The 23,785-nt window shown below is 30.6% G+C and carries 25 protein-coding genes; 4 read left to right on the top strand and 21 right to left on the bottom strand.

All coding sequences use genetic code 11. From position 1 onward, the window contains the following. Window positions 1-8 precede the first annotated feature (8 nt). The 4 genes from SJY27_RS09915 to SJY27_RS09930 form a co-directional block, all read right to left on the bottom strand. On the bottom strand, window positions 9-791 hold the full coding sequence (locus SJY27_RS09915; RefSeq protein WP_397444673.1) for a helix-turn-helix domain-containing protein: 783 nt from the start codon (window positions 789-791) through the stop codon (window positions 9-11). 412 nt (window positions 792-1,203) lie between these two features. Continuing rightward, window positions 1,204-1,560, bottom strand: a complete 357-nt coding sequence (locus tag SJY27_RS09920) for a type II toxin-antitoxin system HigA family antitoxin (RefSeq protein WP_397444674.1) — start codon at window positions 1,558-1,560, stop codon at window positions 1,204-1,206. Window positions 1,561-1,562: 2 nt separating this feature from the next. Further along, on the bottom strand, window positions 1,563-1,856 hold the full coding sequence (locus SJY27_RS09925; protein ID WP_397444675.1) for a type II toxin-antitoxin system HigB family toxin: 294 nt from the start codon (window positions 1,854-1,856) through the stop codon (window positions 1,563-1,565). Window positions 1,857-2,018: 162 nt separating this feature from the next. Then, complete coding sequence (locus SJY27_RS09930) at window positions 2,019-2,705, bottom strand: hypothetical protein (RefSeq protein ID WP_397444676.1); 687 nt, start codon at window positions 2,703-2,705, stop codon at window positions 2,019-2,021. Window positions 2,706-2,781: 76 nt separating this feature from the next. On the opposite strand from SJY27_RS09930, the gene SJY27_RS09935 reads away from it, so the two are divergent. Beyond that, entirely contained in the window at window positions 2,782-3,141 is a 360-nt protein-coding gene (locus tag SJY27_RS09935) for a YraN family protein (RefSeq protein ID WP_397444677.1), read from the top strand. A 305-nt stretch (window positions 3,142-3,446) separates the two neighbouring features. On the opposite strand, the gene SJY27_RS09940 is transcribed toward SJY27_RS09935, so the two are convergent. Then, window positions 3,447-4,817 carry a TlpA family protein disulfide reductase gene (locus SJY27_RS09940; protein WP_397444678.1) on the bottom strand — a complete coding sequence of 457 codons (1,371 nt, stop codon included), beginning with the start codon at window positions 4,815-4,817 and terminating at the stop codon, window positions 3,447-3,449. Between the two features lie 97 nt (window positions 4,818-4,914). Here SJY27_RS09940 and SJY27_RS09945 point away from each other — a divergent pair, with 97 nt between their 5' ends. Then, window positions 4,915-5,709 (top strand): SDR family oxidoreductase, encoded by a 795-nt coding sequence (locus tag SJY27_RS09945; RefSeq protein WP_397444679.1) that lies wholly within the window; start codon window positions 4,915-4,917, stop codon window positions 5,707-5,709. An 84-nt stretch (window positions 5,710-5,793) separates the two neighbouring features. Here SJY27_RS09945 and SJY27_RS09950 read toward each other — a convergent pair whose 3' ends face one another. Beyond that, on the bottom strand, window positions 5,794-6,150 hold the full coding sequence (locus SJY27_RS09950) for a hypothetical protein (RefSeq protein WP_397444680.1): 357 nt from the start codon (window positions 6,148-6,150) through the stop codon (window positions 5,794-5,796). A gap of 82 nt (window positions 6,151-6,232) precedes the next feature. Between SJY27_RS09950 and SJY27_RS09955 the strand changes: the two genes are divergently transcribed. Together SJY27_RS09955 and SJY27_RS09960 are read left to right on the top strand one after the other, a co-directional pair. Then, window positions 6,233-6,745, top strand: coding sequence for a CvpA family protein (locus tag SJY27_RS09955; protein ID WP_397444681.1), 513 nt, complete (start codon window positions 6,233-6,235; stop codon window positions 6,743-6,745). A gap of 169 nt (window positions 6,746-6,914) precedes the next feature. Then, window positions 6,915-7,877 (top strand): sodium-dependent bicarbonate transport family permease, encoded by a 963-nt coding sequence (locus SJY27_RS09960; protein ID WP_397444682.1) that lies wholly within the window; start codon window positions 6,915-6,917, stop codon window positions 7,875-7,877. Window positions 7,878-7,889: 12 nt separating this feature from the next. Here SJY27_RS09960 and can read toward each other — a convergent pair whose 3' ends face one another. The 15 genes from can to SJY27_RS10035 form a co-directional block, all read right to left on the bottom strand. Continuing rightward, window positions 7,890-8,531 (bottom strand): carbonate dehydratase, encoded by a 642-nt coding sequence (can, locus tag SJY27_RS09965; RefSeq protein ID WP_397444683.1) that lies wholly within the window; start codon window positions 8,529-8,531, stop codon window positions 7,890-7,892. Window positions 8,532-8,539: 8 nt separating this feature from the next. Further along, complete coding sequence (locus SJY27_RS09970) at window positions 8,540-10,402, bottom strand: SulP family inorganic anion transporter (RefSeq protein ID WP_397444684.1); 1,863 nt, start codon at window positions 10,400-10,402, stop codon at window positions 8,540-8,542. 172 nt (window positions 10,403-10,574) lie between these two features. Then, window positions 10,575-11,072 carry a universal stress protein gene (locus SJY27_RS09975; protein WP_397444685.1) on the bottom strand — a complete coding sequence of 166 codons (498 nt, stop codon included), beginning with the start codon at window positions 11,070-11,072 and terminating at the stop codon, window positions 10,575-10,577. A gap of 181 nt (window positions 11,073-11,253) precedes the next feature. Further along, window positions 11,254-12,012, bottom strand: coding sequence for a tetratricopeptide repeat protein (locus SJY27_RS09980; RefSeq protein WP_397444686.1), 759 nt, complete (start codon window positions 12,010-12,012; stop codon window positions 11,254-11,256). 1 nt (window position 12,013) lies between these two features. Further along, window positions 12,014-13,774 (bottom strand): BatD family protein, encoded by a 1,761-nt coding sequence (locus SJY27_RS09985; RefSeq protein ID WP_397444687.1) that lies wholly within the window; start codon window positions 13,772-13,774, stop codon window positions 12,014-12,016. Window positions 13,775-13,795: 21 nt separating this feature from the next. Then, the gene (locus SJY27_RS09990; protein WP_397444688.1) at window positions 13,796-14,629 is read right to left on the bottom strand and encodes a tetratricopeptide repeat protein; all 834 of its coding nucleotides are present in this window, start codon (window positions 14,627-14,629) and stop codon (window positions 13,796-13,798) included. A gap of 5 nt (window positions 14,630-14,634) precedes the next feature. Next, the gene (locus tag SJY27_RS09995) at window positions 14,635-15,681 is read right to left on the bottom strand and encodes a VWA domain-containing protein (RefSeq protein WP_397444689.1); all 1,047 of its coding nucleotides are present in this window, start codon (window positions 15,679-15,681) and stop codon (window positions 14,635-14,637) included. Between the two features lie 106 nt (window positions 15,682-15,787). Next, entirely contained in the window at window positions 15,788-16,798 is a 1,011-nt protein-coding gene (locus SJY27_RS10000) for a vWA domain-containing protein (protein ID WP_397444690.1), read from the bottom strand. Continuing rightward, window positions 16,782-17,729, bottom strand: coding sequence for a hypothetical protein (locus tag SJY27_RS10005; protein ID WP_397444691.1), 948 nt, complete (start codon window positions 17,727-17,729; stop codon window positions 16,782-16,784). The genes SJY27_RS10000 and SJY27_RS10005 overlap by 17 nt, the downstream gene beginning before the upstream one ends. A 91-nt stretch (window positions 17,730-17,820) precedes the next feature. After that, window positions 17,821-18,690 (bottom strand): DUF58 domain-containing protein, encoded by an 870-nt coding sequence (locus tag SJY27_RS10010; protein ID WP_397444692.1) that lies wholly within the window; start codon window positions 18,688-18,690, stop codon window positions 17,821-17,823. A gap of 119 nt (window positions 18,691-18,809) precedes the next feature. Beyond that, on the bottom strand, window positions 18,810-19,799 hold the full coding sequence (locus tag SJY27_RS10015) for an AAA family ATPase (protein WP_397444693.1): 990 nt from the start codon (window positions 19,797-19,799) through the stop codon (window positions 18,810-18,812). A gap of 110 nt (window positions 19,800-19,909) precedes the next feature. Then, window positions 19,910-20,674 (bottom strand): UDP-2,3-diacylglucosamine diphosphatase, encoded by a 765-nt coding sequence (locus SJY27_RS10020; RefSeq protein ID WP_397444694.1) that lies wholly within the window; start codon window positions 20,672-20,674, stop codon window positions 19,910-19,912. Window positions 20,675-20,689: 15 nt separating this feature from the next. Then, window positions 20,690-22,354, bottom strand: coding sequence for a S41 family peptidase (locus tag SJY27_RS10025; protein ID WP_397444695.1), 1,665 nt, complete (start codon window positions 22,352-22,354; stop codon window positions 20,690-20,692). Beyond that, window positions 22,341-22,772 (bottom strand): deoxycytidylate deaminase, encoded by a 432-nt coding sequence (locus SJY27_RS10030; RefSeq protein WP_397444696.1) that lies wholly within the window; start codon window positions 22,770-22,772, stop codon window positions 22,341-22,343. The genes SJY27_RS10025 and SJY27_RS10030 overlap by 14 nt, the downstream gene beginning before the upstream one ends. 354 nt (window positions 22,773-23,126) lie before the next feature. Further along, complete coding sequence (locus SJY27_RS10035) at window positions 23,127-23,708, bottom strand: HupE/UreJ family protein (RefSeq protein ID WP_397444697.1); 582 nt, start codon at window positions 23,706-23,708, stop codon at window positions 23,127-23,129. Window positions 23,709-23,785 lie beyond the last annotated feature (77 nt).

Below are 23,785 nucleotides of genomic sequence, written 5' to 3' on the forward strand. Positions count from 1 at the left end.
TTTGAGACCTAATTTTGGAGTTCTTTCTTCAAAAAATCTTTTGGTGATAGTGTTGTACTTTTTTTAAAAGCTCTGTTAAAAGTCGCTTTGCTATTGAAGCCACAGTCTAAAGCAATACCTAACAAGGTTGATGTTTTATGCTCACCATTTTTGAGTTTTTCTTTTACGGCTTCTATTCTATAGTGATTGATAAAATCATTAAAATTCATCTCAAATCCTGAATTGATACTATTGGAAACTGTTTTGGTATTGGTTTCTAAAGCTTTTGCAACGTCACTTAAAGTGAGTTGTGGGTTTTTATAAATCTTATCTTCTGTAATTAGTTTTTCAATTTTATTGGCCCATTTATCAACATCAACTTTCTGTACACTTTTGGTTTTATTTGATTGCAAAATTATAGGTTGAATTGATTTCTGAACAAAAAGTGAATCTCTAGTGATTGAATGTGTATAACCGTTGACAGAAATGTAGAAAAAGACCCCAGAAAAACATAGAAAATACCAAAAATGACTTCCAAACTCAGCCCATTGTTCGTTAAAAATAAAGAACAAAATTCTTAAAATTAATAGTGCTAAAAAGGCAATTAAAAAATTCTGAATCCATTTGAATACAATAGCATCAGCATAACTTACCGTGTTAAAAATTTCTTTTTTATACTGTTTATATTGTTGTAAACTTAAAATTAAATAGTAGCCTATAGCAGCAAAACCAAGTAATTGATACCAAGTTTTTAAATCTTTATCACGTCCATCAGCATAAAAATAAAATTCGTCCAAAATGAGTTTATCCACAATAAAAACAATCAAACTATACAAGAGATACAAAAAGCCTGGAATGAAATGAAGCCAATCCTTCTTTTGAAATTTAAACTTGCTATTCAACAAATTTTGAACATAAAAATAGACTACTGGCCCAATAATAAGGACTTGCATAAATGGGACAAAAAATAGTATCTCACTGGTTATTTTTACTCTAGGTGAATACCAACCTGCATAACCCAACATATAAGGGCAAAGATACAAAGCACATAAAAATAATAGCAAACTCAGCCATTTATTACTTTCATTTTGATGAATTAACCATCGTTTCAACAAAACTATAGAGAATACAATTCCGTGGAAAAAGAAAATTAAAAGTAAGCCGCTTTTTTCGTTAAAGCTGAAAGGGAATTCCATTTTATACAATGTTCACAACTTCTTTTTATCAGTAATCTTGAATTAAAACTTCGGTTGGAATATGAAGTGTTACATTCAATTTTCTTATCATTCCCAAAGTAAGTTTACGTTTTTTACTTAAAATTTCGCTAACTCGACTTTTAAACCCAACCACTTCAGCTAGATCCTTTTGTTTCATTCCCATCTGTTCCATTCTAAATTTGATTGCCTCAATTGGGTCTGGCATTCCAATTGGGAATTCCTCATTTTCATATCTGTTAATTAAGATGGAAAGGATTTCCAATTCATCACCTTCATCTGTTCCTTTTTTTGCATCAAAAATTTCCTCAAGCCTATTGATTGCTTTTTGATAATCATTTTCATTTCTAATAGGTGTTATTTTCATAATTAAATCTTATTTGCATCTATTTTGTCGTATTCTGCGTGAGTTCCAATAAATCTTATCCAACATATTTGGTATTCAAAGTTGAATTTTACAATTAAACGATAATTATTCCCTTTAATGTTATAAACAATTCTGTTGTCTTTTAGAATGCTGGCACTTGGATAGTAATTTTTTAATTCATTTATATTGTTCCATTCAGATTTTTCAGTTTCTCTAAACCACGATTTTAATTGCTCTTCACAATCTGCGTGTTTTATCCAAAAATCGCGTAAAGTTCGTTTCGCTATTATTCTCACATTACAATTCTTTGGTACAAATATAGTAAAATGTTACCATTTTGGTAACATTTTACTATATTTTTAAATCTCTAATCATAAACTATACTACCTATTTTGCTGAGATAATTTATTCACTTGAAATAGTACCAAAATAAATAAACATTGCAATATTGAATACACTTACAAAAAATCAGGAATTAAATTCCCTTCTGCTTTATAAGGTTCAAAACGTGCAAACAACTCTTCTGAATACCATTGTAATTCCCTGGTCTTTTTAACCATTTCTGCATGTTTTGGGTTTTGATAAGCGTAGTTCATCATTGCCTCTGCAGAACTCCAAACAGAGAATGTTGCTTGCATTAATAATGGGAATTCTCCAATTCCTTTCGAGAAAACCAACTCCTTATAACCTTCCATCGATTTAGAAACAGATGGCACATATTTCCAAAATTTATGTGCTAATTTCGGTTTTATGGTGGCTCTTGTAATTACGGCTAATGGTTTGTTTTTAGCCATTGTTGTACTGCTTTTAAACGGATTTTGGTTACTCCATTCTCCATGGCTTTTTATGGTTTTCATAAACACAACACTAAAATCAACAGCTTTATTTTTATATTGTTGCATATCTGCAGATTTTACAAAAATTTCTGCCTGTTGTTCTGTGTCAAAAACAGTTACAAAGCCATAAGTAGAAAAATCTGGCTTTATTGAGAATCCATTTCCACTGCCAGTTCCTAAGGGTTTAAAGAAGGTTAAACCCTCAATTTTTTTTACAGAAATTGGTGGTCTTCCCATTCTTGCCAAAGCCTGCCAACAGTTTTTAAACCCTTTGTATTTAAAAAAAGAAATAACTGTAGTTTGGTGCATGGTTTGTTTTTAACAAATTTAATTAAACTCTATTTGATGCTTCTAAAATTTATGTTATAATTCTTAACTTCGTTTTATGGCAGATCATAATGAATTAGGAAAAAAGGGAGAGCAATTGGCAGTTGATTTTTTAATTAAAAACGATTACAAAATCTTAGAAAAAAATTACAGGTATTTAAAAGCTGAAGTAGATATTATTGCTCAAAAAAAAGATGTTTTAGCTGCTGTTGAAGTAAAAACAAGAACCTCGTCTTATTTTGGAAACCCTGAAGAATTTGTAAATCCGAAAAAAATAAAATTATTGATTTCTGCTATTGATAATTATGTGGTTGAACGCGATTTAGAGGTTGATGTTCGTTTTGATATTATTGCCATCATCAACAATAAAAAAGAAATAAAAATTGAGCATTTAGAAGATGCTTTTTTACATTTTTAGCAACTTTTTAATAGCTCTCTCACAAATAAAAACATCTAAATAAATTGAGTTAGACATCAATTTTTGGTTTGGTTTAAATAGATTTTTTTTACCTCATATTAATAGCTTGTTATTGCTAACATTACCGAAAACAAAGTCTTTTTTGTTTTAAAATACTTTCTTAAATAAATAATGTAATTGAGTAATCTTAAATTCGGTTTTAGATTGCTTAATCATAATACAAATGACAATCGCCTAAGAAATAAAAATCGTAATACACTATTAATCAATAGGATTTAAATTGAATTCAACTCAGAAAAAAAGATTTACAGCTTCTCTATAAATTCTTTTACATCTTTAAATTCATTAGGTTTGGCTATAATTTTTTTATTTTTATCTAGTATTATATATGTTGGTGTAGCATATACTTGATAAGTTCTTGCTGTTTTATTTTCCCATTTGTTTAAGCCCAAAACATTGTGCCAACCTTTTAAGTTATTTTTTGTGTATGTTTCCCAAACCATGGCATCATTTTCCAACCCAAAAGCAATTACGTTCATATTAGGTTTGCTGTTCATATAGGTATGTAATTGCGGAATTTCTCGTAAACAGTGAGAGCAACTGGTACTCCAAAAAACCAACACATAATTTTCAGCATCATTTAATGTAGAAAGTTTTAAATTTCGGCCATTTTCTTGCCAAGAAAAATCTGGAGCAATTCTACCCACTTCAATTGCAAATAGCGCTAATTTTTCTTCTTTAAACTTTTTATTCTGCAAAGTAACAGGCAAGTTATTATAATGTTTTTCAAATAGATAGTCTATAATTTCTAAATTTTTTGTTTCCTCAAATTGTTCTATTAAAAACTGAATAATATCTCTTTTGTAGGTAATATCATCAATTTTATCAAGTATGGTTTTTATAGATGTTTTAAACAATGCTTGTTGCTCTTTTTCATTTTCTGTATAATTTATATAAAAAATATAATCTAACATTCTATTGGTAAGAAATGATGAATTTACCAATGTTTTGTTCGAAAAATCCAAACCGTCAAAATACGTTTTTGTAATATTATCTATATACCCATTTATAGAAGTAAAAATTTTTGGTGGATTACTTCTAGAACTTGCTTTTACAAATGGTGCAACATATTTACCTTCGGTTAATTGTGCGTAAATAGCTTGTACTGAATCTACTTTTTTAAGTGCCATGTTATACTCTTTGGCTAAATCTAATGACGGGTTTTTTAAAACAGCAACCTGAATTGAATCTAATTTTTGTTGAACTATGGAAACATCAGACAAAAAATCTGTATAAATTTTATTTTCTGATGATGCCGAAAACGCAATAGATTGCTGAGGATATTCTGGATTAAAAATAAACGAAACATTTTCTTTATTAAAAAAGAAATCTACAAAGCCAGCCCCTTCTAATTTATAAGTTGCTCTGTAAGCCCCAGGTTTTGCTGATGTAGGTAATTTTATCTGAAAACTACTTACAGCTTGTTTTTTTCCGCTAATCATCACAGAATCTGTTTGTATGGTGGTATTGTTTACAAAAACTTGTTTTGTACCTTCTAACCTATATAAAATTACCCAATCTGTTTTTATTTCTGGACTCATAGCGCCTTTAATGGTATATTGAGCATACGAAATTGAAGAAATTAAAAGGAATAGTGCCAGTATTTTTTTTGTCATTTTTTGCTAGTTTTATTTTATTTTCTTTCCAAGAAACGTACCAAAAATACCATTTCTGTATTAAAATGAATATATTGTAACGTTAAATTAAGCAATTATGTGTTTTTCTGATAAAATTATATGGATCACTGGCGCTTCTTCTGGAATTGGAAAAGCACTTGCTATTGAATTATCGAATCAAAACGCTAAACTAATTTTATCGTCTCGAAACAGCAAAGATTTAGAATTGGTAAAAAACAGCTGTAAAAATTCTGATAACGTTACAATTATCACTTTAGATTTAGAAGATTACAACCATTTCAACACAAAAGTTGATGAAGCTATTTCTGCTTTTGGTAAGGTTGATATTTTAGTAAACAATGCAGGTATTAGCCAGCGCTCATTTGCAAAAGACACCCATATTACTGTTGATAAACGTATTATGGATATCAATTTTTTAGGAACTATAGCCTTAACCAAAGCCATGCTACCTCATTTTATTGAACATAAAAGTGGTCATTTTGTAACTACAACTAGTATTGTAGGAAAAATAGGTACGCCTTTACGCTCTAGTTACGCAGCAAGTAAACATGCTTTACATGGTTTTTTTGATAGCTTACGTGCAGAAATTTATGAATACAATATCGCTGTTACATTAGTTTGCCCAGGTTTTGTAAATACTAATATTTCTAAAAATGCCTTAACTGGTGATGGCACTCCACAACAAAAAATGGATGCTGCAACAAATAACGGAATTCAGCCTGAACGTTTTTCAAAAATGATGATTAAAGCAATACAGCAAAAGAAAGAAGAGGTATATATTTCTGGCGCAAAAGAGAAATTAGGGGTATATGTAAAACGCTTTTTTCCAAAAATATTTTCTGTTATGATTCGTAAATTAAGTGTTACTTAATTGCCATTCTCAACCTGATTGGGAATATCATAAAAATAAACACAAAGTGAACACCCACTTTCGTGTGCATGACAGCCAAACAAATCAATCAAAATAATCTAAGTTTTCAAAATAAGAAACAATAGCTTCTTTCATTAAAACAGTTTGCTCGCCTGGTTTTAAGTTTGGCAACTCTGTAAGTGTTTTATAATGTGGCCAACCATCGTCATCAAAAAAATCGAACTCATAATATCCATAAGGTTCTAACAACTTACAAATGGCAATATGCATCAAGTTCATTTTTTCATCTTTTTTAAAAAATCTATGGCCTTGCCCCAATTCTTGTACCCCAATTAAGTAAATGATTCCATCTACATTTAATGCATCACCTTCAGAAAAATCATTAGTTAATTTATTCACTAAAAACTCCCATTTTTCCTTTAAGTTACTTACTTTTTCCATCAGAATTATTTAAAAAGGTAAAGATACAATGTGCATTTTTAAATTGTAAAAATAAGATGTAGATTTACACAAATTATTTAAAATGAATGTTTTCGATATCATCCTTGCAGTTATTTTACTTTTTGCAGCTGTAAGAGGTTTTATGAAAGGGCTTTTTGCTGAAGTAGCAGGGTTAATTGCTATTGTTGCTGGTGTGTTTTGCGCCATTCATTATTCATATTACGTAGAGCATTTTTTAAATGATTCTGTACTACAATGGTCGTACCAAACCAATACAATTGTAGCTTTTGCATTTACGTTTTTAGTAGTAGTGCTTTTTATCATTTTTGTAGGAAAAGTATTGACTAAATTAGCAGATATCACTTCTTTAGGGTTTTTAAATAAAATTTTAGGTAGTGTTTTTGCGGTTTTAAAATCGGCAATAATACTTAGTGTAATTTTTCTCTTTTTTGATAAATTCAATAAAACCATACCTTTTGTAAGTGAAAAAACGTTGGATGAATCTGTATTGTACAATTCTGTGCGCACTATTGTACCTACACTATTTCCTGCAATAATGAATGAAGACAATCCTTCTTTAAAGTTTATTAAATAAGCTTTAAAGCTTATTCTCTTTTTATTGTATTGATTTTTAAAAAATCTATGCATTGAAACTTACTTTTACCTACTTCTGTTTATAAACTATTTTTATGTATTACATAATAAAATTAAATAAAAATATATAAATAATAGATATAGCTTTGCAGCATCAAACAAACTAACAAATGAACGTAGACGTTTTAATCAGCAACCTAACAAACCCTGTTTTGTTATTTTTTGTTTTAGGAATTATTGCTACCGCTGTTAAGAGTGATTTAAAAATTCCTGAATCATCCTCTAAATTTATTTCTTTATATCTTTTATTTGCTATTGGTTTTAAAGGTGGACAAGAACTGTCTCATAGCGAATTTGATAGCGAAATTTTATATTCTATTATTTTTGCAGTACTATTATCTTCTTTAGTACCTATTTATACATTTTTAGTTTTAAAAAGAAAAGTAGGTGTACCTAATGCAGGTGCCATTGCTGCTGCTTACGGTTCTGTAAGTGCTGTAACTTTTGTAACTGCGGTTTCTTTTTTAGAAAATCAAGGTGTGGCTTTTGGTGGACATATGGTGGCTATTATGGCCATTATGGAATCTCCTGCAATAATTGTAGGTGTACTTTTAATTGTACTTTTTGATAAAAATCGAAAGAAAAATAAATCGATACCAAAATTAGTTGCCCATTCTTTTACAGGGGGTAGTGTGTTAATGTTAATAGGAAGTTTAGTGATTGGTTTAATTGCAGATGCTAGCCAGGCCAGAGGAATTGAGCCTTTTACTACTGATATTTTTAAAGGATTCTTATCGCTTTTCTTACTAGAAATGGGTATGGTTACTGCCAGTAGAATTAAAGGATTCAAAAAACATGGTTTATTTTTATTCGTTTTTGGAATTATCGTTCCGCTTTTTAATGGAATGTTAGTGGCTTATTTAAGTGGTTTTATTACAGAAAGCGCAGGAAACCGATTATTGTTTGCCATTTTAGGAGCTGGTGCTTCTTATATTGCTGTGCCTGCTACCATGAAATTGGCAGAACCTAGAGCAGATGCTGGTATTTATATCCCTATGGCTTTAGGGATTACTTTCCCATTTAATATTACGATTGGGATGCCCATTTATTATGCTATTGTACAACTATTTTAAATACCATCTAAATTAATCTAAATCTAGCGTAAAAATATCATCTAAATGTGCTGCACTGTCCATAGATACTTTTAAATCTTTAATAACACCATCTTCTAAGCCATACACCCAACCATGAATTTCTAAACCTGTATCGTCTTGCCAAGCTTGTTGCACTATTGAGGTTTTAGCCAAATCATATACTTGAGCTATTACGTTTAGTTCTACCAATCTATCAAAACGTTTTTGATCGTCTTTTATCTTTTTTAACTCGGTATAATTATCTTTATATACCTCTTTAATATTTCTTATCCATTTATTGATTAAACCCAAAGATTTATTTTGCATGGCAGCTTGCACACCACCACAACCATAATGCCCACAAACTATAATATGTTTTACTTGTAAAGAATTTACTGCATAATCTAAAACACTCAACATATTCATATCTGTATGTACCACCATATTTGCAATATTTCTATGCACAAAAATTTCGCCAGGCAAAGTACCTGTAATTTGGTTTGCTGGTACTCTACTATCTGCACATCCTATCCATAGCACAGGTGGTTTTTGTCTTTCTGCAAGAATTTTAAAATAATTTTCATCTTTTCCATGCATTTCTGCAGCCCAGTCTTTATTATTTTGTAATAATTGATGATAATATGTGTTTTTCATAATGCTTATTAGTATTTGTCTTCTATATTTTTATTGATCCATTGAACGCAATCATCAAAATCATCAAAAATATGTTCTCTTGGAATAAAATCTGGTATTATATCAATCCTTTCCATCATATATTTAGGTTGTTCTTGTAAGCCTACAAACAACACCTCTACCTCTTTATTTTTTAAATCTAATAGGATGTCTTCCATTGCATACAATCCAGATTGATCCATATAATGCATTCTTACCAATCTCATAATAATGGTTGATGCAGTATCTGGAATTTGCATTGCCAATTGTTGAAAATCGCTTGTAGAGCCAAAAAACAAAGGTCCTTTAACGTGTTTTATAAATACTTCTTCTTGTAATTCTTTTGGAAAACTTTGTTCATCTGGCCATGATTTTTCATCTATAGCTTTTACCAAACTTCGTTTACCTGTAATGTCTCCAATTTTTTTCATAAACATTAAAGAGGCAATTACTAAACCTATACCTACTGCATAAATTAAATCCCAAAAAGTAGATAAGAATAAAACTATCAACATGATTAATACTTCTGAACTTACTTTTACAAAACCAAGTTTAATATCTTTAGGTAAATGCGGAATTGCTTTTAATCCTTTATAATCCATAACTCCAATACCCACCGTAATTAAGATACCTGCTAAAACTGCTGCTGGTATTTTAGAGGCTATTGGCCCTAACAAAAGCATAATAAAAAGCAACATTACACCAGCTATCATGCCTGATAGTTTGGTTTTACCACCTGCATTTATGTTTACTACTGTTCGTATTGTTGCACCAGCTCCTGGAATTCCACCAAAAATAGCAGCAATACTATTCCCAATTCCTTGCCCCACCAATTCTTTATTAGGTTTGTGCTTGGTTTTGGTCATATTATCTGCAACCACACTGGTTAATAAAGAATCTATGGCTCCTAAAAGTGATAGTGTGAGTGCTGTAAAAATATAGGGTGATATTGTACTAAAACTAAACGCTGTAATTATTTCCCATTTAGGCACAGGTATGCCACCAGGAATTTCTTGAATGGTTCTATAATCAAGACTAAAACCTACTGCAATACCAGACATTACAATTAAGGCTACTAAAGTACTTGGTATGGCTGTAGTAATTCGTTTAAAACCATAAATGATAAAAATTGTACCCAAAGCTAAAATAAGCTCTAACCAATTGATATTTTTTATTGCTCTAGAAAATACACGAATTGCACCAATAGTACCAGAAGCATTTTTTGCTGCTAAAATTTGTGCTTCTCTATCTATATCTGCAGGTGTAATTTTTGCAGCTCTGTTAATGGTTTCTTTAAAATCTTCTAAAACTAAAATACCCTCTCCAGCTTCGTCTTTTAGAATATTTTCTAAAATTACTTCTTCTGCTTGTGCCTTAAATTTTGCAACAAACGCTGCATCTTCTTTTGGATAATACCCTAAGGATGGCAACACTTGGGTTAATAGAATAATAACTCCGATTGCAGTCATAAAACCAGAAACCACAGGGTAAGGTATATAACGAATGTATTTACCCAATCCTAGAAAACCCAGCCCAATTTGAAACAAACCAGCCAATAAAAAAACGGTTAAAATAGCAGGTAATGCTTTTGTAACATCGCCATCATTAGCAGCTACAATTCCTGCAATAATTACCATACTAACTGCAGTCATAGGTGCAGTAGGGCCAGAAATTTGTGTATTTGTCCCCCCAAAAAGCGCTGCAAAAAAGCTTATAAAAATAGCACCATATAACCCTGCTGTTGGCCCAAGACCAGAAGATACTCCAAAAGCTAAAGCCAATGGCAATGCAACAATACCAGCAGTTATTCCACCAAAAGCATCACCTTTTAGGTTAGAAAAAAAGTTTTTCATTTTTGTATTCGATTGATTGATTCTAAAGAACCAAGTTAACAAATCTATTTTAAATGAAAACTTCTTTTTTTCAATTCTTAAAACATTGTTAGGTGTCTATAAAAATAACAGTATCTAAAAACACAATCTTGTTTAAAATATTACTATTTGTAGTAAACTATTTTATTAACATCTAAGCTGTTAAACCTTTTTTAGTTTCGGTATGTAATGCTTCGTAAATTTCGGCAATACTTGTTTTATTAGCAATACCATATTTGTGTTTGTACTTCTTTTTAATAAACTCGGTAACGTTATCACTATTAAAGTTTAATATTTTTTTTCTTTTTTGTCCTAAAATGATAAAATCTGGATTAGATTTTTGAATATGAAGTTCTATCTCATTTTTTACATTGCCAAATACAATGGTGTTTTTTACCGGAAAAAAATCTGGATGAGTAATATTTCGTGTTATTTTTTTTGCTTTTTGCGCTGATTTTATAAACTCATTATTTACATTTCTCATTGCAGAAAGCTGATTATGTGTTGTTACAATTTCATTTGGTTTTTTTACACAAAGTAACTCAACTGCGCCATTAATTTCTTTAGCAACCGTAATTGCGTATGCAATAGTATCTTGCGCATTTTCTTTAAGATCAGAAAGTACTAGAATTTTATGTTTATTTCTATTCATCTTGTATAAAGCTTTGTTATTAAAGGAATAACGCTATACAAAGTTAGATGAAAAATAGCATTAGTTTTTATTTATATATTAAATGTTAGTTATAATATATTTTTATAAATAATGGTCCATCACAAAAAAATGCGGGCAATATAAATTTAAAAAAACGAACTAATTTTAAAACAAAACAATACTAAAAAGCATCTATTAGTTTTATTTCTGAAGCAATAATCCAACCTAATTTACCATCAGCTATTTTAATTTTTTTCCAATCATCTATGGTATCTAAAACAATAACTTTAGTACCTTCATGTAAAGTAAAAACTTCGTCTGAATTTAATGTTGGTGCATTTCTAACCTCGGTTTGTTCTGCAAAAACGATAGCTTCTTTGTTGTTTTGCGCAAAAGAATATTGTTGATAAGTAATTGCAAATGCAAATAGTAAGAGAATAAAACTTAAGGTACTTACTACAAAATAAAATCGTTTTTTTGAGGGTGTATTTGCAAAGTAGTACAGTAAAAATAAGAGACTTCCTAAAAAAGAAAACACAACAATTATAATTGCCCATTGGTTATAAGAAAGCTTTTGCAATACGTTTTCATTTACTTTTTGGAAAACTGTTTTGGGTAATTCTTCAATATTATCTAAAGCCAAACGTTTGGCAAAAATTAAATTATTGGCAGCATCTTCATTTAAAGGATTTAGTTTTAATGCTTTTTCGTAGTAATATATTGATGGCCCTACTTTATTTAGTTTGTAATACGAATTGCCTAAATTGTAATATAATTCAGAAGATACCATACCTTGATTGACTACTTGCTCGTAGATTTCTATGGCTTCTTCTAATTTATCGTTTTTATACAAATCATTAGCATTTGTAAAAAGCTCATTAGCGTTTTGAGCAAATACAGTGTTGGCAATTATCAACAATAAAAAAAGAAAATTCTTCATCTTACAACTGTTTATCTAATTCAACGATTACTTGTTTAGCTCTTTCAAACTCTTGTTTCATTTCTGTGTCAGTTACAGGAGTATACCTTGCAAAATCTGACGCTTTTAAAACATCTATAAACTGCTTTATAGTGGTTTCATTAGTGTTTTTTTCTTGTAATATTTTGGTAATATTTTCTTTACTTATATCTGCAGTTTCCACACCTAATTTGGCTTTTAAATAATTATGTAGCGCACGCTCTAAAGCTTCGTAAAACGCTTCTTTTTTACCCAATTGCTTTTGTGCTGCAGATAAATATTTTTTTGCTAATTTCTCTGCCCTTCTTAATTTTAGGCCCACAACATCGCTATTCCGTTTTTCATTATTCTTTGCAATTACAATGCCTATAGGAATTAATACTAATGGTAAAAAAAGTAAACTAAAAAACAGGTTAGATTTGTAGAAATCATCTGTTTTACCAGTTACAAAATCGCTCTGGGTTTGTATATACCTAAAATTCTTTCCTGTTAACACAACCGCTTTCTTTTCTACCGAGTTTGTTGTACTGGCTGGTAAGGCTTTTCCTTCTGTAACATCTACATACAAATCATCTGTATTTATAGATTCGTATTTTTTTGTTTTTGGGTTAAAATAAGAAAAACCGACACTTGGTATTTTATATTTTCCTTTATACTGAGGTACAACTGTGTATATATCTGTAACAGCGCCACGTAAACCATCTGTTGCAATTCTTACACTTTCTTTTCTTTCTGGTTGGTATTTTTCTAATTCAACTGGTGTTTTAACTTCTGGCAATTCAAAAAGCTTTAGATTTCCTTTACCTGAAACCGCTACTTTTATTTGAGAAGATTCATTAGCTTTTAACGCTTCTTTACTTAAAGAAACATCAAAATTAAACTGACCTACTGCACCTGTAAAATTCTCTGGTTTGCCTTCTAAAGGAAGATTTTTTGGGCTAATTACTTTTTTAGGCGATGAAAATTCTTTGCGTATATTTTTTGTAATCACATTACCAAAAAAATCTGCTCTACCAGTTGGAACACCAATTACGATGTCCATTTTCATAGGATCTATAGTTAATTTACCAGTTTTTGTAGGAATTAATAATGCTTTTTGAAGCACAATATACCTATAATCTTCATTATTATATTTTCCCATTTTTACAGGAAAACCATTAATTTTAATCTCTTGATTCCAAAAACCATTGTATTGTGGAGCCTCAGTTACAGAGGTATCGTAAACACTAACGTTTTCACTTACATACAACCTATATTCTACGTAAATTCCTTCGCCAACGTAAGGTCTTGCTTTAGAAATTTCTGCAACCAAATGTATATTTTGCTGAGCAATATATTCTGGATCATTAGGATTTTTAGGCATATCTATAGCATCTAAAACAACTACTTTCATCATTTTAGAGTTTATTGTAGCCCCATTTAATTTTATGCTTGCAGGGCCAATTATAAGCTCGCCTTTTCTTTTTGGCTTTATAATATAAGTATACGATTTAGAAAAACTAACCTTACCATTTATCCAAGATTGACTGATAGATTGACTAGGCCCTTGAATTACTCTAAAATCGTCAAATTTTGGTGGGGTAAAGTCATCTGCACCTTGTTTATTAATAGAAAACTCTATTCGTAAACGTTGATTTAAACCCAGTTTATTTTTACTAACTTTTACTTCTAGTTCTGCTTTTTGCGCAGAAATTGAAAGTGTTAGTAATGTTATTAGTAGCGATATGTAAAATTTCAACTTCATCTTCTTCTTAAAAGGTTCAATTTACCAATCTTTTTCTTGTTTTACCTTTTTACCTTTTGCTTTTTTAGCATTCATTTTCTTTTGTGTCTTTTTTTCCTCGTTATTTAAGCTCTCTAGCAACTGCTTAATTTGTTGAGGAGACATTTTGCCTTGTTGTGGTTTTGGCTTTTGTTTTTGATCTTTTTTATCATCTTGTTTAGGATCTTGCTTTTTGTCGTTATCCTTATCGCCTTTACCATCTTTGTCTTTGTCGTCTTTATCTTTTTTATCTTTCTCATCATCACCCTCTTTCTTATCCTTGTCTTTATTTTTATCGTCTTTGTCTTTGTTTTCCTTATCTTTTTTATCCTTATTATCTTTGTTGTCTTTATTATCGTCTTTGTTGTCTTTATTTTCTTTGTCTAACAATTTTTGTGCGACAGCTAGATTGTAACGCGTTTCATCATCATTAGGGTTATTTCGTAACGAATTTTTATAGGCATCTACAGCACCTTGATAATTTTTGGTTTCCATCATTGAATTGCCCAAGTTGTGATATGCTTCTGCTTTAGTATACTTGTCTTCGGCAGTTTTTGCTGTTAATTCATATTGAGGTGCAGCTTCTTTAAAATTTTTATTTTGATACAATGCATTTCCTAAATTGTAACTTGCCTTATCGTAATTAGCATTATTACCTAGTGCTTTTTGATAAGCCACAGAAGCATCTGTAAACTGCTTTTGTTGGTACAATTTATTGCCTTGCCTCACCATTTTTCTGGCTTTACGTTGTTGTGCAATAGAATCTTTTTGTGCTACAATTTCTTTAGATGAAAATAGCATTAAGCAAATAATAAGTATGTTTAAATAAATTTTCATTTTAATTAATTTTTTGATTTTTCTTCGTTAAACAAATCAACTTTTCTTAACCATTTTGTTTTTCTATCTAACAGGAAGATATCTAATAATAAAAATACGATAGCAATGGCTAAAAACCACTGAAATTGATCTTTATAATCTGCAAATTGTTTGGTTTCAAATTCACTTTTTTGTGCGTTGGCAATAATTTCTGAAATTTGTTTTACAGGATCTTCAGTAACATTACCATCTATATATCTTCCATTAGCAACATCTGCAATATCAGCTAATACATCTGGCTGACGTTTTGTAATTACAGTTTCTCCCTTTCTATCTTTTTTATAGCCAATCATAGAACCATTTAGACGCATAGGAATTGGCCCTCCTTTTTCTGTACCTACACCAACAGTATATACTTTTACACCATCATTAGACAAATTTTGTGCCATTTGTTTGGTTTCTTCTTGATGATCTTCTCCATCAGAAATAATGATTAAAAAACGATTGGTTTGCTCATCATTATTATAATAGGTTTTTGCCAATTCAAGTGCTTCATTTATGGCTGTACCTTGACTTGACACCATATCTGGATTTGCATTTTGCAAAAACATATTTGCAGCAGCATGATCTGTAGTAATTGGTAAAAGCGGATAGCTATTACCTGCATAAATAATAACCCCTACTCTGTCTGAACCTAATTTATCGATGATTTTAGAGATGATTTGCTTGGCCTTTTCTAATCTGTTAGGTGCAATATCTTCTGCCAACATACTTTTAGAAACATCTAAAGCAAATACAACATCTACACCTTCTCTTTTTACCGTTTTTAGTTTAGAACCCATTTTAGGGTTCACTAAAGAAATCACTAAAAAAGTAATTCCTAAAATTAACATCATCAATTTTAATGTGTTTTTAAAAACAGAGGTGTTTGGTGCTATTTTTACTAATAATGCTGCATTAGCAAATTTGCGTTGTGTTCTCTTTTTCCACCATAAAACCAACAGAAAAACAACAATCAAAATTGGAATGATTGCTAATAAGTAAAAATAAATTGGTTCTTCTAATTTGTACATTTTGTAAATTACTGTTTTAAATCCTGCAAGGTTTTAGAAACCTTGCAGGTATAAAATAACTAACTTTTTTAAAGACCTACAAGGTTTCTAAAACCTTGCAGGAAAATTATATAAAACTTTTAAAAATGGTGTTTCTTAACAAGAATTCAAGTACTAAAAAACCAAGTGCCAGAAATACTAAATCTCTATACATTTCTTGATAATTATAGTATTTAAACTCTTCTATTTTTGTTTTTTCAAGTTTGTCAATTTCATCATATATTTCAGCTAACTTATCGTTGTTTGTTGCTCTAAAATATTTACCATTGGTCTCAGAAGCAATCTCTTTTAAAAGTGCTTCATCTATTTCTACTTGCTGTTTTCTAAAATTTAAAGCGCCTGTTCTTGGGTCTTTACTCCAAGGAAAATCTGCCATTCCATTGGTTCCAATTCCTATAGTGTAAACTTTAATACCCAATTCTTTGGCCAATTCTGTGGCAGTTCTTGGATCTATATTTCCAGAATTGTTTACCCCATCCGTTAGTAAAATAATTATTTTACTTTTTGCTTTGCTTTCTTTTAATCTATTTACGCCAGAACCTAAACCCATTCCTATGGCTGTACCTCCTTCTAATTGCCCCCATTGCAAACGTTCTATGGTTCTTTTTACAATTGATTTATCACTTGTAATTGGGGTTTGCGTAAAACTTTCGCCAGCATATACTACAATACCAATTCTATCATTTGGTCTTTTATTTACAAAAGTAACCGCAACTTTTTTTAAGGCTTCTAACCTATTTGGTTTTAAATCTCGAGCCAACATACTTGCAGAAACATCAATTGCCATAACAATATCTATCCCTTTATTGGTTTTTGTTTTTTTGCTAACAGAAACATTTCTAGGCCTTGCCAACGCAAAAATAATAGCTGCTAAGGCCAACAATCGTAAAACGTATACTATAGGTTTTAACCTGGCTAATACAGAAGGTTTTGTTTGAAACCCCTTAATTGTAGGTACTGTTAAAATTGCTACATCTTTTTTTCTTACCAAGAAATACCAAACTGCTAATAACGGAATGAGTATTAACAACCACAAAAACTCTGGATTTAAAAGCTCGAAATTACTCCAATTCTTCATCCTTAATTACGGGTTTAGGTTTTAAATTATGCACAACTTGTTCAGCATCTTGTCTATCTTCTTCAATTTCACTTGCTAAAGGTTTAGATTTGGCAAACTTTACTAAATCTGCTTCTTGAAATAAATCTTTTAACTTTTTAATATTTTCTTTTGTAGTATTAATGGTATTTGCTTCATAAAAATCGTTTAAGGTTTCTATAATTTCATCTGATGTTTTTTCTAAAGCAGGTACTTTGAGTTCACGCTCTATATAAGCACGAATAATGTCTGTAAGCTCACTATAATACTCTTTTACCTTGTTGTTTTGCCATAGTAATTTTTCATCTAACTCATTTAATTTATGCATGGCTTCGTCATAAGGAGCCAAAGCAACATAGGTTGGTTTTTCTTCTTCTTCTTTTTTCTTTCTGATGACAAACCAATAAATCCAAAAACCTATAATTACCAATGCCGCAATTAATAAGTAGATATACAGTATAAAATCATCAAAAACATAAGGTTCTTTTTTGATTGATTTAATAGGATATTTTTTTAATCTTGTAGTATCTACAGGCACTGTAGCCACATTTATTAAGATAGAATCTGTTAAATAGGCTTGATTTCTGATAAAAACTTGTTGTTGTGGTATGTAAAAAGAACCACTATCGAAACCGGTAATCTTATACTTTTGAATTAGCATATAATTTATGGTGTCAATTTTAGAAGAGTCTACCACTTCTAAACCATTTAGTTCTAATTTTGGTAAAATTACTTTGTCTACATCTTTTACTGTAATTTTATAACTAAACTGCTCACCTATTCTAATATTAGAAGTTTCTACCTGTGCTTTTACAATTTTATCTTGAGAAAAAGCAACAACGGAAAAGAGAGCAATAAGAAAAAAGCCTATCTCTCTAACTCTCTTTCCAAAGGAAAGAAAGCACTTGGACATTGTTTCTCTATTACTTCTAGAAAATTTTATATTTATTTTACTTTTTTTCAACTTTAACTTTAGTTTTAACTCTTGGAAATGTTCGTAAAGATTATCTTCCTTTATGCTTAAAATAACCTAATAATTTTTTTACATAACTTTCATCAACTCTTGTATTGATAGTACCTGCACCACTTCTTCGAAATGTATTGATGTAATAATCTGTTAACCGTAAAGCATTTGCTTTATAATTTTTTCTTGTGGTTTTAGAAGCTGTATTTACCAATTGAACAGCACCAGTTTCTGCATCTAACATGGGTACCATTCCTAAATTCGGAATTTCCTCATCATGTTTATCGTAAACTCTAATGCCTGTTAAATCGTGTTTGCTACCTGCAATTTTTGCACTTTTTTCATAGTCATCATCCATAAAGTCAGACAACATAAATACAATGGCTCTCTTTTTTAAAACGCTAGACAAAAACTTTAAAGCTACATCTATATCTGTTTTTTTACTTTTTGGCTTAAATTCTATTAACTCTCTGATAATTCTTAAAACGTGACTCTTTCCTTTTTTAGGCGGAATGAATAACTCAATATCATCAGAAAATAAAATCAACCCTACTTTATCGTTATTTTGAGTTGCCGAAAATGCCAAAGTTGCTGCGATTTCTGTAACTGTATCTTTTTTAAATTGATTGGTGGTACCAAAAAGTTCTGACCCAGAAACATCCACCATAAGCATCATGGTTAACTCGCGTTCTTCTTCAAAAACTTTTACATAAGGCTCATTATAACGCGCAGTAACATTCCAATCAATACCTCTAACATCATCTCCAAATTGGTATTGACGTACTTCTGAAAATGTCATACCTCGTCCTTTAAAAGAGGAATGGTATTCTCCTCCAAAAATATCATTAGACAAACGCTTTGTCTTAATTTCTATTTTACGAACTTTTTTTAGTATTTCTTTTGTATCCATTTTTCCAGTAAGCAGTCTTCAGTATCCAGTTTTCAGTCAATAGTTTGTGGTAAAAGTGTACAGTTAATCAGAACTGAGTAAGCGACTGCCTACTGAATACTGATTTTACTGCCAACTTTTTAAGGCACTTCTACTTCGTTGATGATTAAGTTAATGATTTCTACAGAAGTTACATTTTCAGCTTCAGCCTCATAAGTAATACCAATTCTATGACGTAAAACATCTGTTACCACTGCTCTTACATCTTCTGGAATTACATAGCCTCTTCTTTTTATAAATGCATAACATTTTGCTGCTTTTGCCAAGTTGATACTACCCCTTGGTGAAGCTCCAAAACTAATTAAGTCTTTTAAATCTGGTAGATTGTATTTTTCTGGATAACGTGTTGCAAAAATGATATCTAAAATATATTTCTCGATTTTCTCGTCCATATATACTTCATTTACCACTTCTCTTGCTCTTAAAATTTCATCAACTTTTATAACTGGGTTTACTTTTGCAAAACCACCTGATAAATTTTGACGCATAATTATTTGCTCGTCTAACAACTTTGGGTAATCTATAACCACTTTTAGCATAAAACGGTCTACCTGTGCTTCTGGTAATGGATAGGTACCTTCTTGCTCTACTGGGTTTTGCGTTGCCATTACTAAAAATGGCTCATCTAACTTAAAAGTAGTATCACCAATAGTTATTTGGCGCTCTTGCATAGCCTCTAGCAATGCAGATTGCACTTTTGCTGGTGCTCTGTTAATTTCGTCTGCCAAAACAAAGTTTGCAAAAATTGGGCCTTTTTTAATTTCAAAGCTATTTTGCTGCATGTTGTAAATCATGGTTCCTACAACATCTGCAGGTAACAAATCTGGTGTAAACTGCACTCTGCTAAAAGAACCTTGAACCGCTTTTGACAAGGTATTAATTGCTAACGTTTTTGCTAAACCTGGCACACCTTCTAGTAAAATATGACCATTACCTAACAAACCAATTAACAAACTTTCGATCATCTGTTTTTGCCCTACAATTACTTTATTCATTTCTAAAGTAAGGATATCTATAAAGGCACTTTCCCTCTCTATTTTTTCGTTAATAGCTCTAACATCTACGTCCATTATCTATGACAATTAATTATTAAATTTTGTGAAACAAAGCTACAATTTTAACAAAATTATTCTGTTAAAACAAGGTTAAAGATGATTTGTATTTTAGTGCTACTGTGCACTTAGCTGAAGTTTTTTAATTGTAACTGAGTATTTGCAAACTCTCCGTACGTAAAATGCGTTACCCAGTCTCCGATATTAATGTATCTACTATTTTCTTGTAATTGAATATCTAGTGGTAAGTGTCTATGCCCAAAAACAAAAAAATCGTAATGATTACTTTCTAATTTTCGTTTGCAATATTGCACCAACCATTCGTTTTCATTGCCTAAAAATATAGCATCATCATCGCCAGAAATCATTCGGTTTTTTACAGACATGTACTGCCCTAATTTTAAGCCTATATCTGGGTGTAACCATCTATACAACCATTGAAATAGCGGAAAAGTAAGCACTTTTTTTAGTCGTTTAAAACCTTTATCATGAGGGCCTAAACCATCTCCATGCCCAATAAACACTTTTTTATTGTTGATAAGAAAAACTTGGGGTTTATGGTATACAGGAATGTTGAGTTCGTTTTGAAAGTAATCCATCATCCATAGATCGTGATTTCCTACAAAAAAATAAATGGGTATACCAGCATCTCTAATTTCGGCTAATTTGCCTAAGGTTCTTACAAATCCTTTAGGAACAACGGTTTTGTATTCGAACCAAAAATCGAACAAATCGCCTACTAAAAAAATAGCGGCTGCATCTTTTTTTACTTCATTTAACCAGGTTATAAACTTTTTTTCGCGAGGGAAACTTAGAGCCGCAGTTGGTGCGCCCAAATGCTGGTCTGAAGCAAAATAGACTTTTTGGTCTTTTAAAGTGGTAATTTTAATCATCTTTGCAAAGAAACGCTATTCCTCTTTACTTTCCAACTCCAATACTTTTTGCAGCATTTTATCGTCTTGATGCATAATTCTGTAAAAGCCAACATCACCAAAAAGCACATTGGCAATAGATGCGTTTAAATAACGCTGTAAACTTTTTTTCTTTTTGATAATATCTTGTTCAAATGTATCTTTATTTGATTGACCATTATTAAGAAGAGTGCCATCTTCTAAGACAATTTTTAAATTTTGAATTTCTTTTAAAAATCGATTATTGTTTGGCTTAGCACTATTGATGTATTTCTTAAATATTGCCTCATCAGCATCAAACTCATCTACAAAGCTATCAATGGTCCAATTTGAAAGTTTGGTTCGGTTATTATCAACATAATCAAAGGCGAATTCATTTATGGTGCTAAAGTAAAAGTTGGTCATATACGAAGTGGTATCTATAGGCACAAAAACATCAGGTATTATACCTCCACCACCATATACAATTTTGCCTTTTGGAGTTTTGAATTTTAAAGAATCGATGACTTTAATGCTGTCTTTATTGAGCAATTCTCCACTAGCAATTCTTTTTTGATAATCTCTTCTGTAATCTTTATCACCGTTTTTGCTGTATGGTTTTTGAATAGAACGTCCTGTAGGTGTAAAATATCTGGCTGTAGTTAAACGCACTGCAGAGCCATCACCTAAACCCATTTCTATTTGCACCAAACCTTTACCAAAAGAGCGTCTTCCAATAATGGACCCTTTGTCATTATCTTGTAAAGCACCAGCTACAATTTCTGAGGCTGATGCTGAGTTTTCATCAATTAAAACATACAAACCACCATCTTCAAAAGATCCAATTTCTGTAGCTTCATATTCTTCAATTTCATCTTTATTATTTTTAGTAAACACCATTAATGTATTGTCTTCTAAAAACTCATCAATAATTCGAGTCGCAATATCAATATAACCACCACCATTACCTCTTAAATCAATTACCAAATCTGTCATTCCATCTTTAATTAACTCATTTAAAGAAGATTTAAATTCGCGATACGTATTTCTGGCAAAACGATCTAGTTTGATATATCCTAAAGAATCGTTAATCATATAAGCCAAGTCAACACTTTTAATATTTACTTTACCACGAGTAATTACTACATTAAATAAAGAATCGTTGCTTTTTCGATAAACTTGCAGATTTATTTTGGTTTTTGGTTTGCCTTTTAAATACTTTGGTACAATACCGCTTCTAAAGTCTTTACCATACAAAGTATCTTTATTTGCCATTAAAATACGATCACCAGCTTTAATGCCTGCTTTAATACTTGGCCCACCTTTTATGGGTTGCACTACTGTTATGGAATCTTTTATCATTCTAAACTGCACACCAATACCCACAAAATTACCTTGCATGTTTTCGATATTAGCTTGTTGGCTTTCTTTAGGAATGTATACGGAATGTGGATCTAGTTTGCCCAACATTTGTGTAATAGCACCATCTAATAAATCGTCTGTATTTACATCATCTACATAATCTCTTTCAATAAAATTAATGAGCTTTTTTATTTTTTGTTCTTGAGACGGATTCTTTGAAAATGATGCTAGACCATTAGCATTGCCACCAAAAAAAACACCTATTAAAATGCCTAAAATAACGGCTATTGCAAAATATATGGGTAAATTATTCTTGTTCATAAGGTAAATGATTAATTTCTACACCTGCTTTCTCTAAAAATTGTATTCCTGATGAATCTCTATACGCTTTTGCATACACTACCCTTTTTATACCTGCTTGATGAATGAGTTTACTGCATTGCGTACAAGGTGATAAGGTAATATATAATGTTGCATTTTTTGCTGATTGTGTAGAAGAGGCTACTTTTAAAATAGCATTGGCTTCTGCATGTAAAACTTCCCATTTTGTTTGGCCCTCATCATCTTCGCAACAATTATCAAACCCTGTTGGAGTGCCATTAAAACCATCAGAAATAATCATGCGTTCTTTTACAATTAAAGCGCCTACTTGTTTTCGCTTACAATGTGATAACTTGCCCCACTCTCGAGCCATTTTTAAATACGCTCTATCGTACTTTAATTGCTTTTTTTCTATCATCAACTACGAAAATAAAAAGATTTGAAAGATAAAAAATGTTAAATAAAGAATTTTTTAAATGTAAATAAGATGAAATCCTTAAAATTAATACAATCTTAATTGTATAAAGCAGCGCATTTTTTTTGTTGATAAAGCGTTTTTATAAAATATCCTTTTGTTTGTGCTATCTATTAAGTTACTTTTTTATGTTGCACAAGGCACTTATTTGTAAATATACTAGTATGTTTTATAAAAAATAGTAGTATTTGTATAAAATAATTGTAGTATAAATTATAAAAAATAGTAGTATTTTTTTACAACCTGTGCTTTTGCACAACAAAAAACTTGTTGCTAATTAAAGAAACCTTCTTTAACTTACCAAAACACTCTATCTACCATCATTTGTATGGCAAAACCAATTACGATAGATGATAAAACTAAAATCCAATCTCTTTTAGAGACTTTTAGATGGTTTTTGGCTAAAGCACCTACAATTAAAATACCAACCACAATTATTATTTGTGCAGCTTCGATACCTAAAGCAAATTCTATTAAAGGAAAAAGTTTACTTTCTTCTTTGCCAATCATCATTTTAAAATAATTAGAGAATCCTAAGCCGTGAATTAAACCAAAAAATAAAGCAAAAATTAAATTAATATTGTCTTTTTTTGTTGATGTTTTATTTGAATTGAAGATGTTAACTGCCCCTGTTATAAAAATAGATAAAGGAATTAAAAATTCTATGACATCCATTCTTATTTGCAACACTTCATAGGCAGATAATGCCAATGTTAGTGAGTGCCCTAAGGTAAATAAGGTAACCAACCACAAGACTTTTTTTACTTCGTAAAAACTAAAAACGACGGCTAAAACGATTAAAAATAAAATATGATCATAGGCTGTAAAATCTAATACATGATTTAAACCCATTTTAAAATACAGAATAAAATCGTCCATTTTAGTGTCTTGATTTATAGATGCTCAAAGATATTTAAATGGTTTTGAAGATAAAAATGGAATTCTGTAATTTTTAG

The organism is Polaribacter sp. R77954 (assembly GCF_044595335.1).
Classification (GTDB): domain Bacteria; phylum Bacteroidota; class Bacteroidia; order Flavobacteriales; family Flavobacteriaceae; genus Polaribacter.

What these genes read in the sequence shown, in the direction of transcription:
- SJY27_RS09920 (WP_397444674.1), bottom strand. Translation starts at nt 1,560, where the DNA reads ATGAAAATAACACCTATTAGAAATGAAAATGATTATCAAAAAGCAATC.
- SJY27_RS09930 (WP_397444676.1), bottom strand. Translation starts at nt 2,705, where the DNA reads ATGCACCAAACTACAGTTATTTCTTTTTTTAAATACAAAGGGTTTAAA.
- SJY27_RS09935 (WP_397444677.1), top strand. Translation starts at nt 2,782, where the DNA reads ATGGCAGATCATAATGAATTAGGAAAAAAGGGAGAGCAATTGGCAGTT.
- SJY27_RS09940 (WP_397444678.1), bottom strand. Translation starts at nt 4,817, where the DNA reads ATGACAAAAAAAATACTGGCACTATTCCTTTTAATTTCTTCAATTTCG.
- SJY27_RS09945 (WP_397444679.1), top strand. Translation starts at nt 4,915, where the DNA reads ATGTGTTTTTCTGATAAAATTATATGGATCACTGGCGCTTCTTCTGGA.
- SJY27_RS09950 (WP_397444680.1), bottom strand. Translation starts at nt 6,150, where the DNA reads ATGGAAAAAGTAAGTAACTTAAAGGAAAAATGGGAGTTTTTAGTGAAT.
- SJY27_RS09955 (WP_397444681.1), top strand. Translation starts at nt 6,233, where the DNA reads ATGAATGTTTTCGATATCATCCTTGCAGTTATTTTACTTTTTGCAGCT.
- SJY27_RS09960 (WP_397444682.1), top strand. Translation starts at nt 6,915, where the DNA reads ATGAACGTAGACGTTTTAATCAGCAACCTAACAAACCCTGTTTTGTTA.
- can (WP_397444683.1), bottom strand. Translation starts at nt 8,531, where the DNA reads ATGAAAAACACATATTATCATCAATTATTACAAAATAATAAAGACTGG.
- SJY27_RS09970 (WP_397444684.1), bottom strand. Translation starts at nt 10,402, where the DNA reads ATGAAAAACTTTTTTTCTAACCTAAAAGGTGATGCTTTTGGTGGAATA.
- SJY27_RS09975 (WP_397444685.1), bottom strand. Translation starts at nt 11,072, where the DNA reads ATGAATAGAAATAAACATAAAATTCTAGTACTTTCTGATCTTAAAGAA.
- SJY27_RS09980 (WP_397444686.1), bottom strand. Translation starts at nt 12,012, where the DNA reads ATGAAGAATTTTCTTTTTTTATTGTTGATAATTGCCAACACTGTATTT.
- SJY27_RS09985 (WP_397444687.1), bottom strand. Translation starts at nt 13,774, where the DNA reads ATGAAGTTGAAATTTTACATATCGCTACTAATAACATTACTAACACTT.
- SJY27_RS09990 (WP_397444688.1), bottom strand. Translation starts at nt 14,629, where the DNA reads ATGAAAATTTATTTAAACATACTTATTATTTGCTTAATGCTATTTTCA.
- SJY27_RS09995 (WP_397444689.1), bottom strand. Translation starts at nt 15,681, where the DNA reads ATGTACAAATTAGAAGAACCAATTTATTTTTACTTATTAGCAATCATT.
- SJY27_RS10000 (WP_397444690.1), bottom strand. Translation starts at nt 16,798, where the DNA reads ATGAAGAATTGGAGTAATTTCGAGCTTTTAAATCCAGAGTTTTTGTGG.
- SJY27_RS10005 (WP_397444691.1), bottom strand. Translation starts at nt 17,729, where the DNA reads ATGTCCAAGTGCTTTCTTTCCTTTGGAAAGAGAGTTAGAGAGATAGGC.
- SJY27_RS10010 (WP_397444692.1), bottom strand. Translation starts at nt 18,690, where the DNA reads ATGGATACAAAAGAAATACTAAAAAAAGTTCGTAAAATAGAAATTAAG.
- SJY27_RS10015 (WP_397444693.1), bottom strand. Translation starts at nt 19,799, where the DNA reads ATGGACGTAGATGTTAGAGCTATTAACGAAAAAATAGAGAGGGAAAGT.
- SJY27_RS10020 (WP_397444694.1), bottom strand. Translation starts at nt 20,674, where the DNA reads ATGATTAAAATTACCACTTTAAAAGACCAAAAAGTCTATTTTGCTTCA.
- SJY27_RS10025 (WP_397444695.1), bottom strand. Translation starts at nt 22,354, where the DNA reads ATGAACAAGAATAATTTACCCATATATTTTGCAATAGCCGTTATTTTA.
- SJY27_RS10030 (WP_397444696.1), bottom strand. Translation starts at nt 22,772, where the DNA reads ATGATAGAAAAAAAGCAATTAAAGTACGATAGAGCGTATTTAAAAATG.
- SJY27_RS10035 (WP_397444697.1), bottom strand. Translation starts at nt 23,708, where the DNA reads ATGGACGATTTTATTCTGTATTTTAAAATGGGTTTAAATCATGTATTA.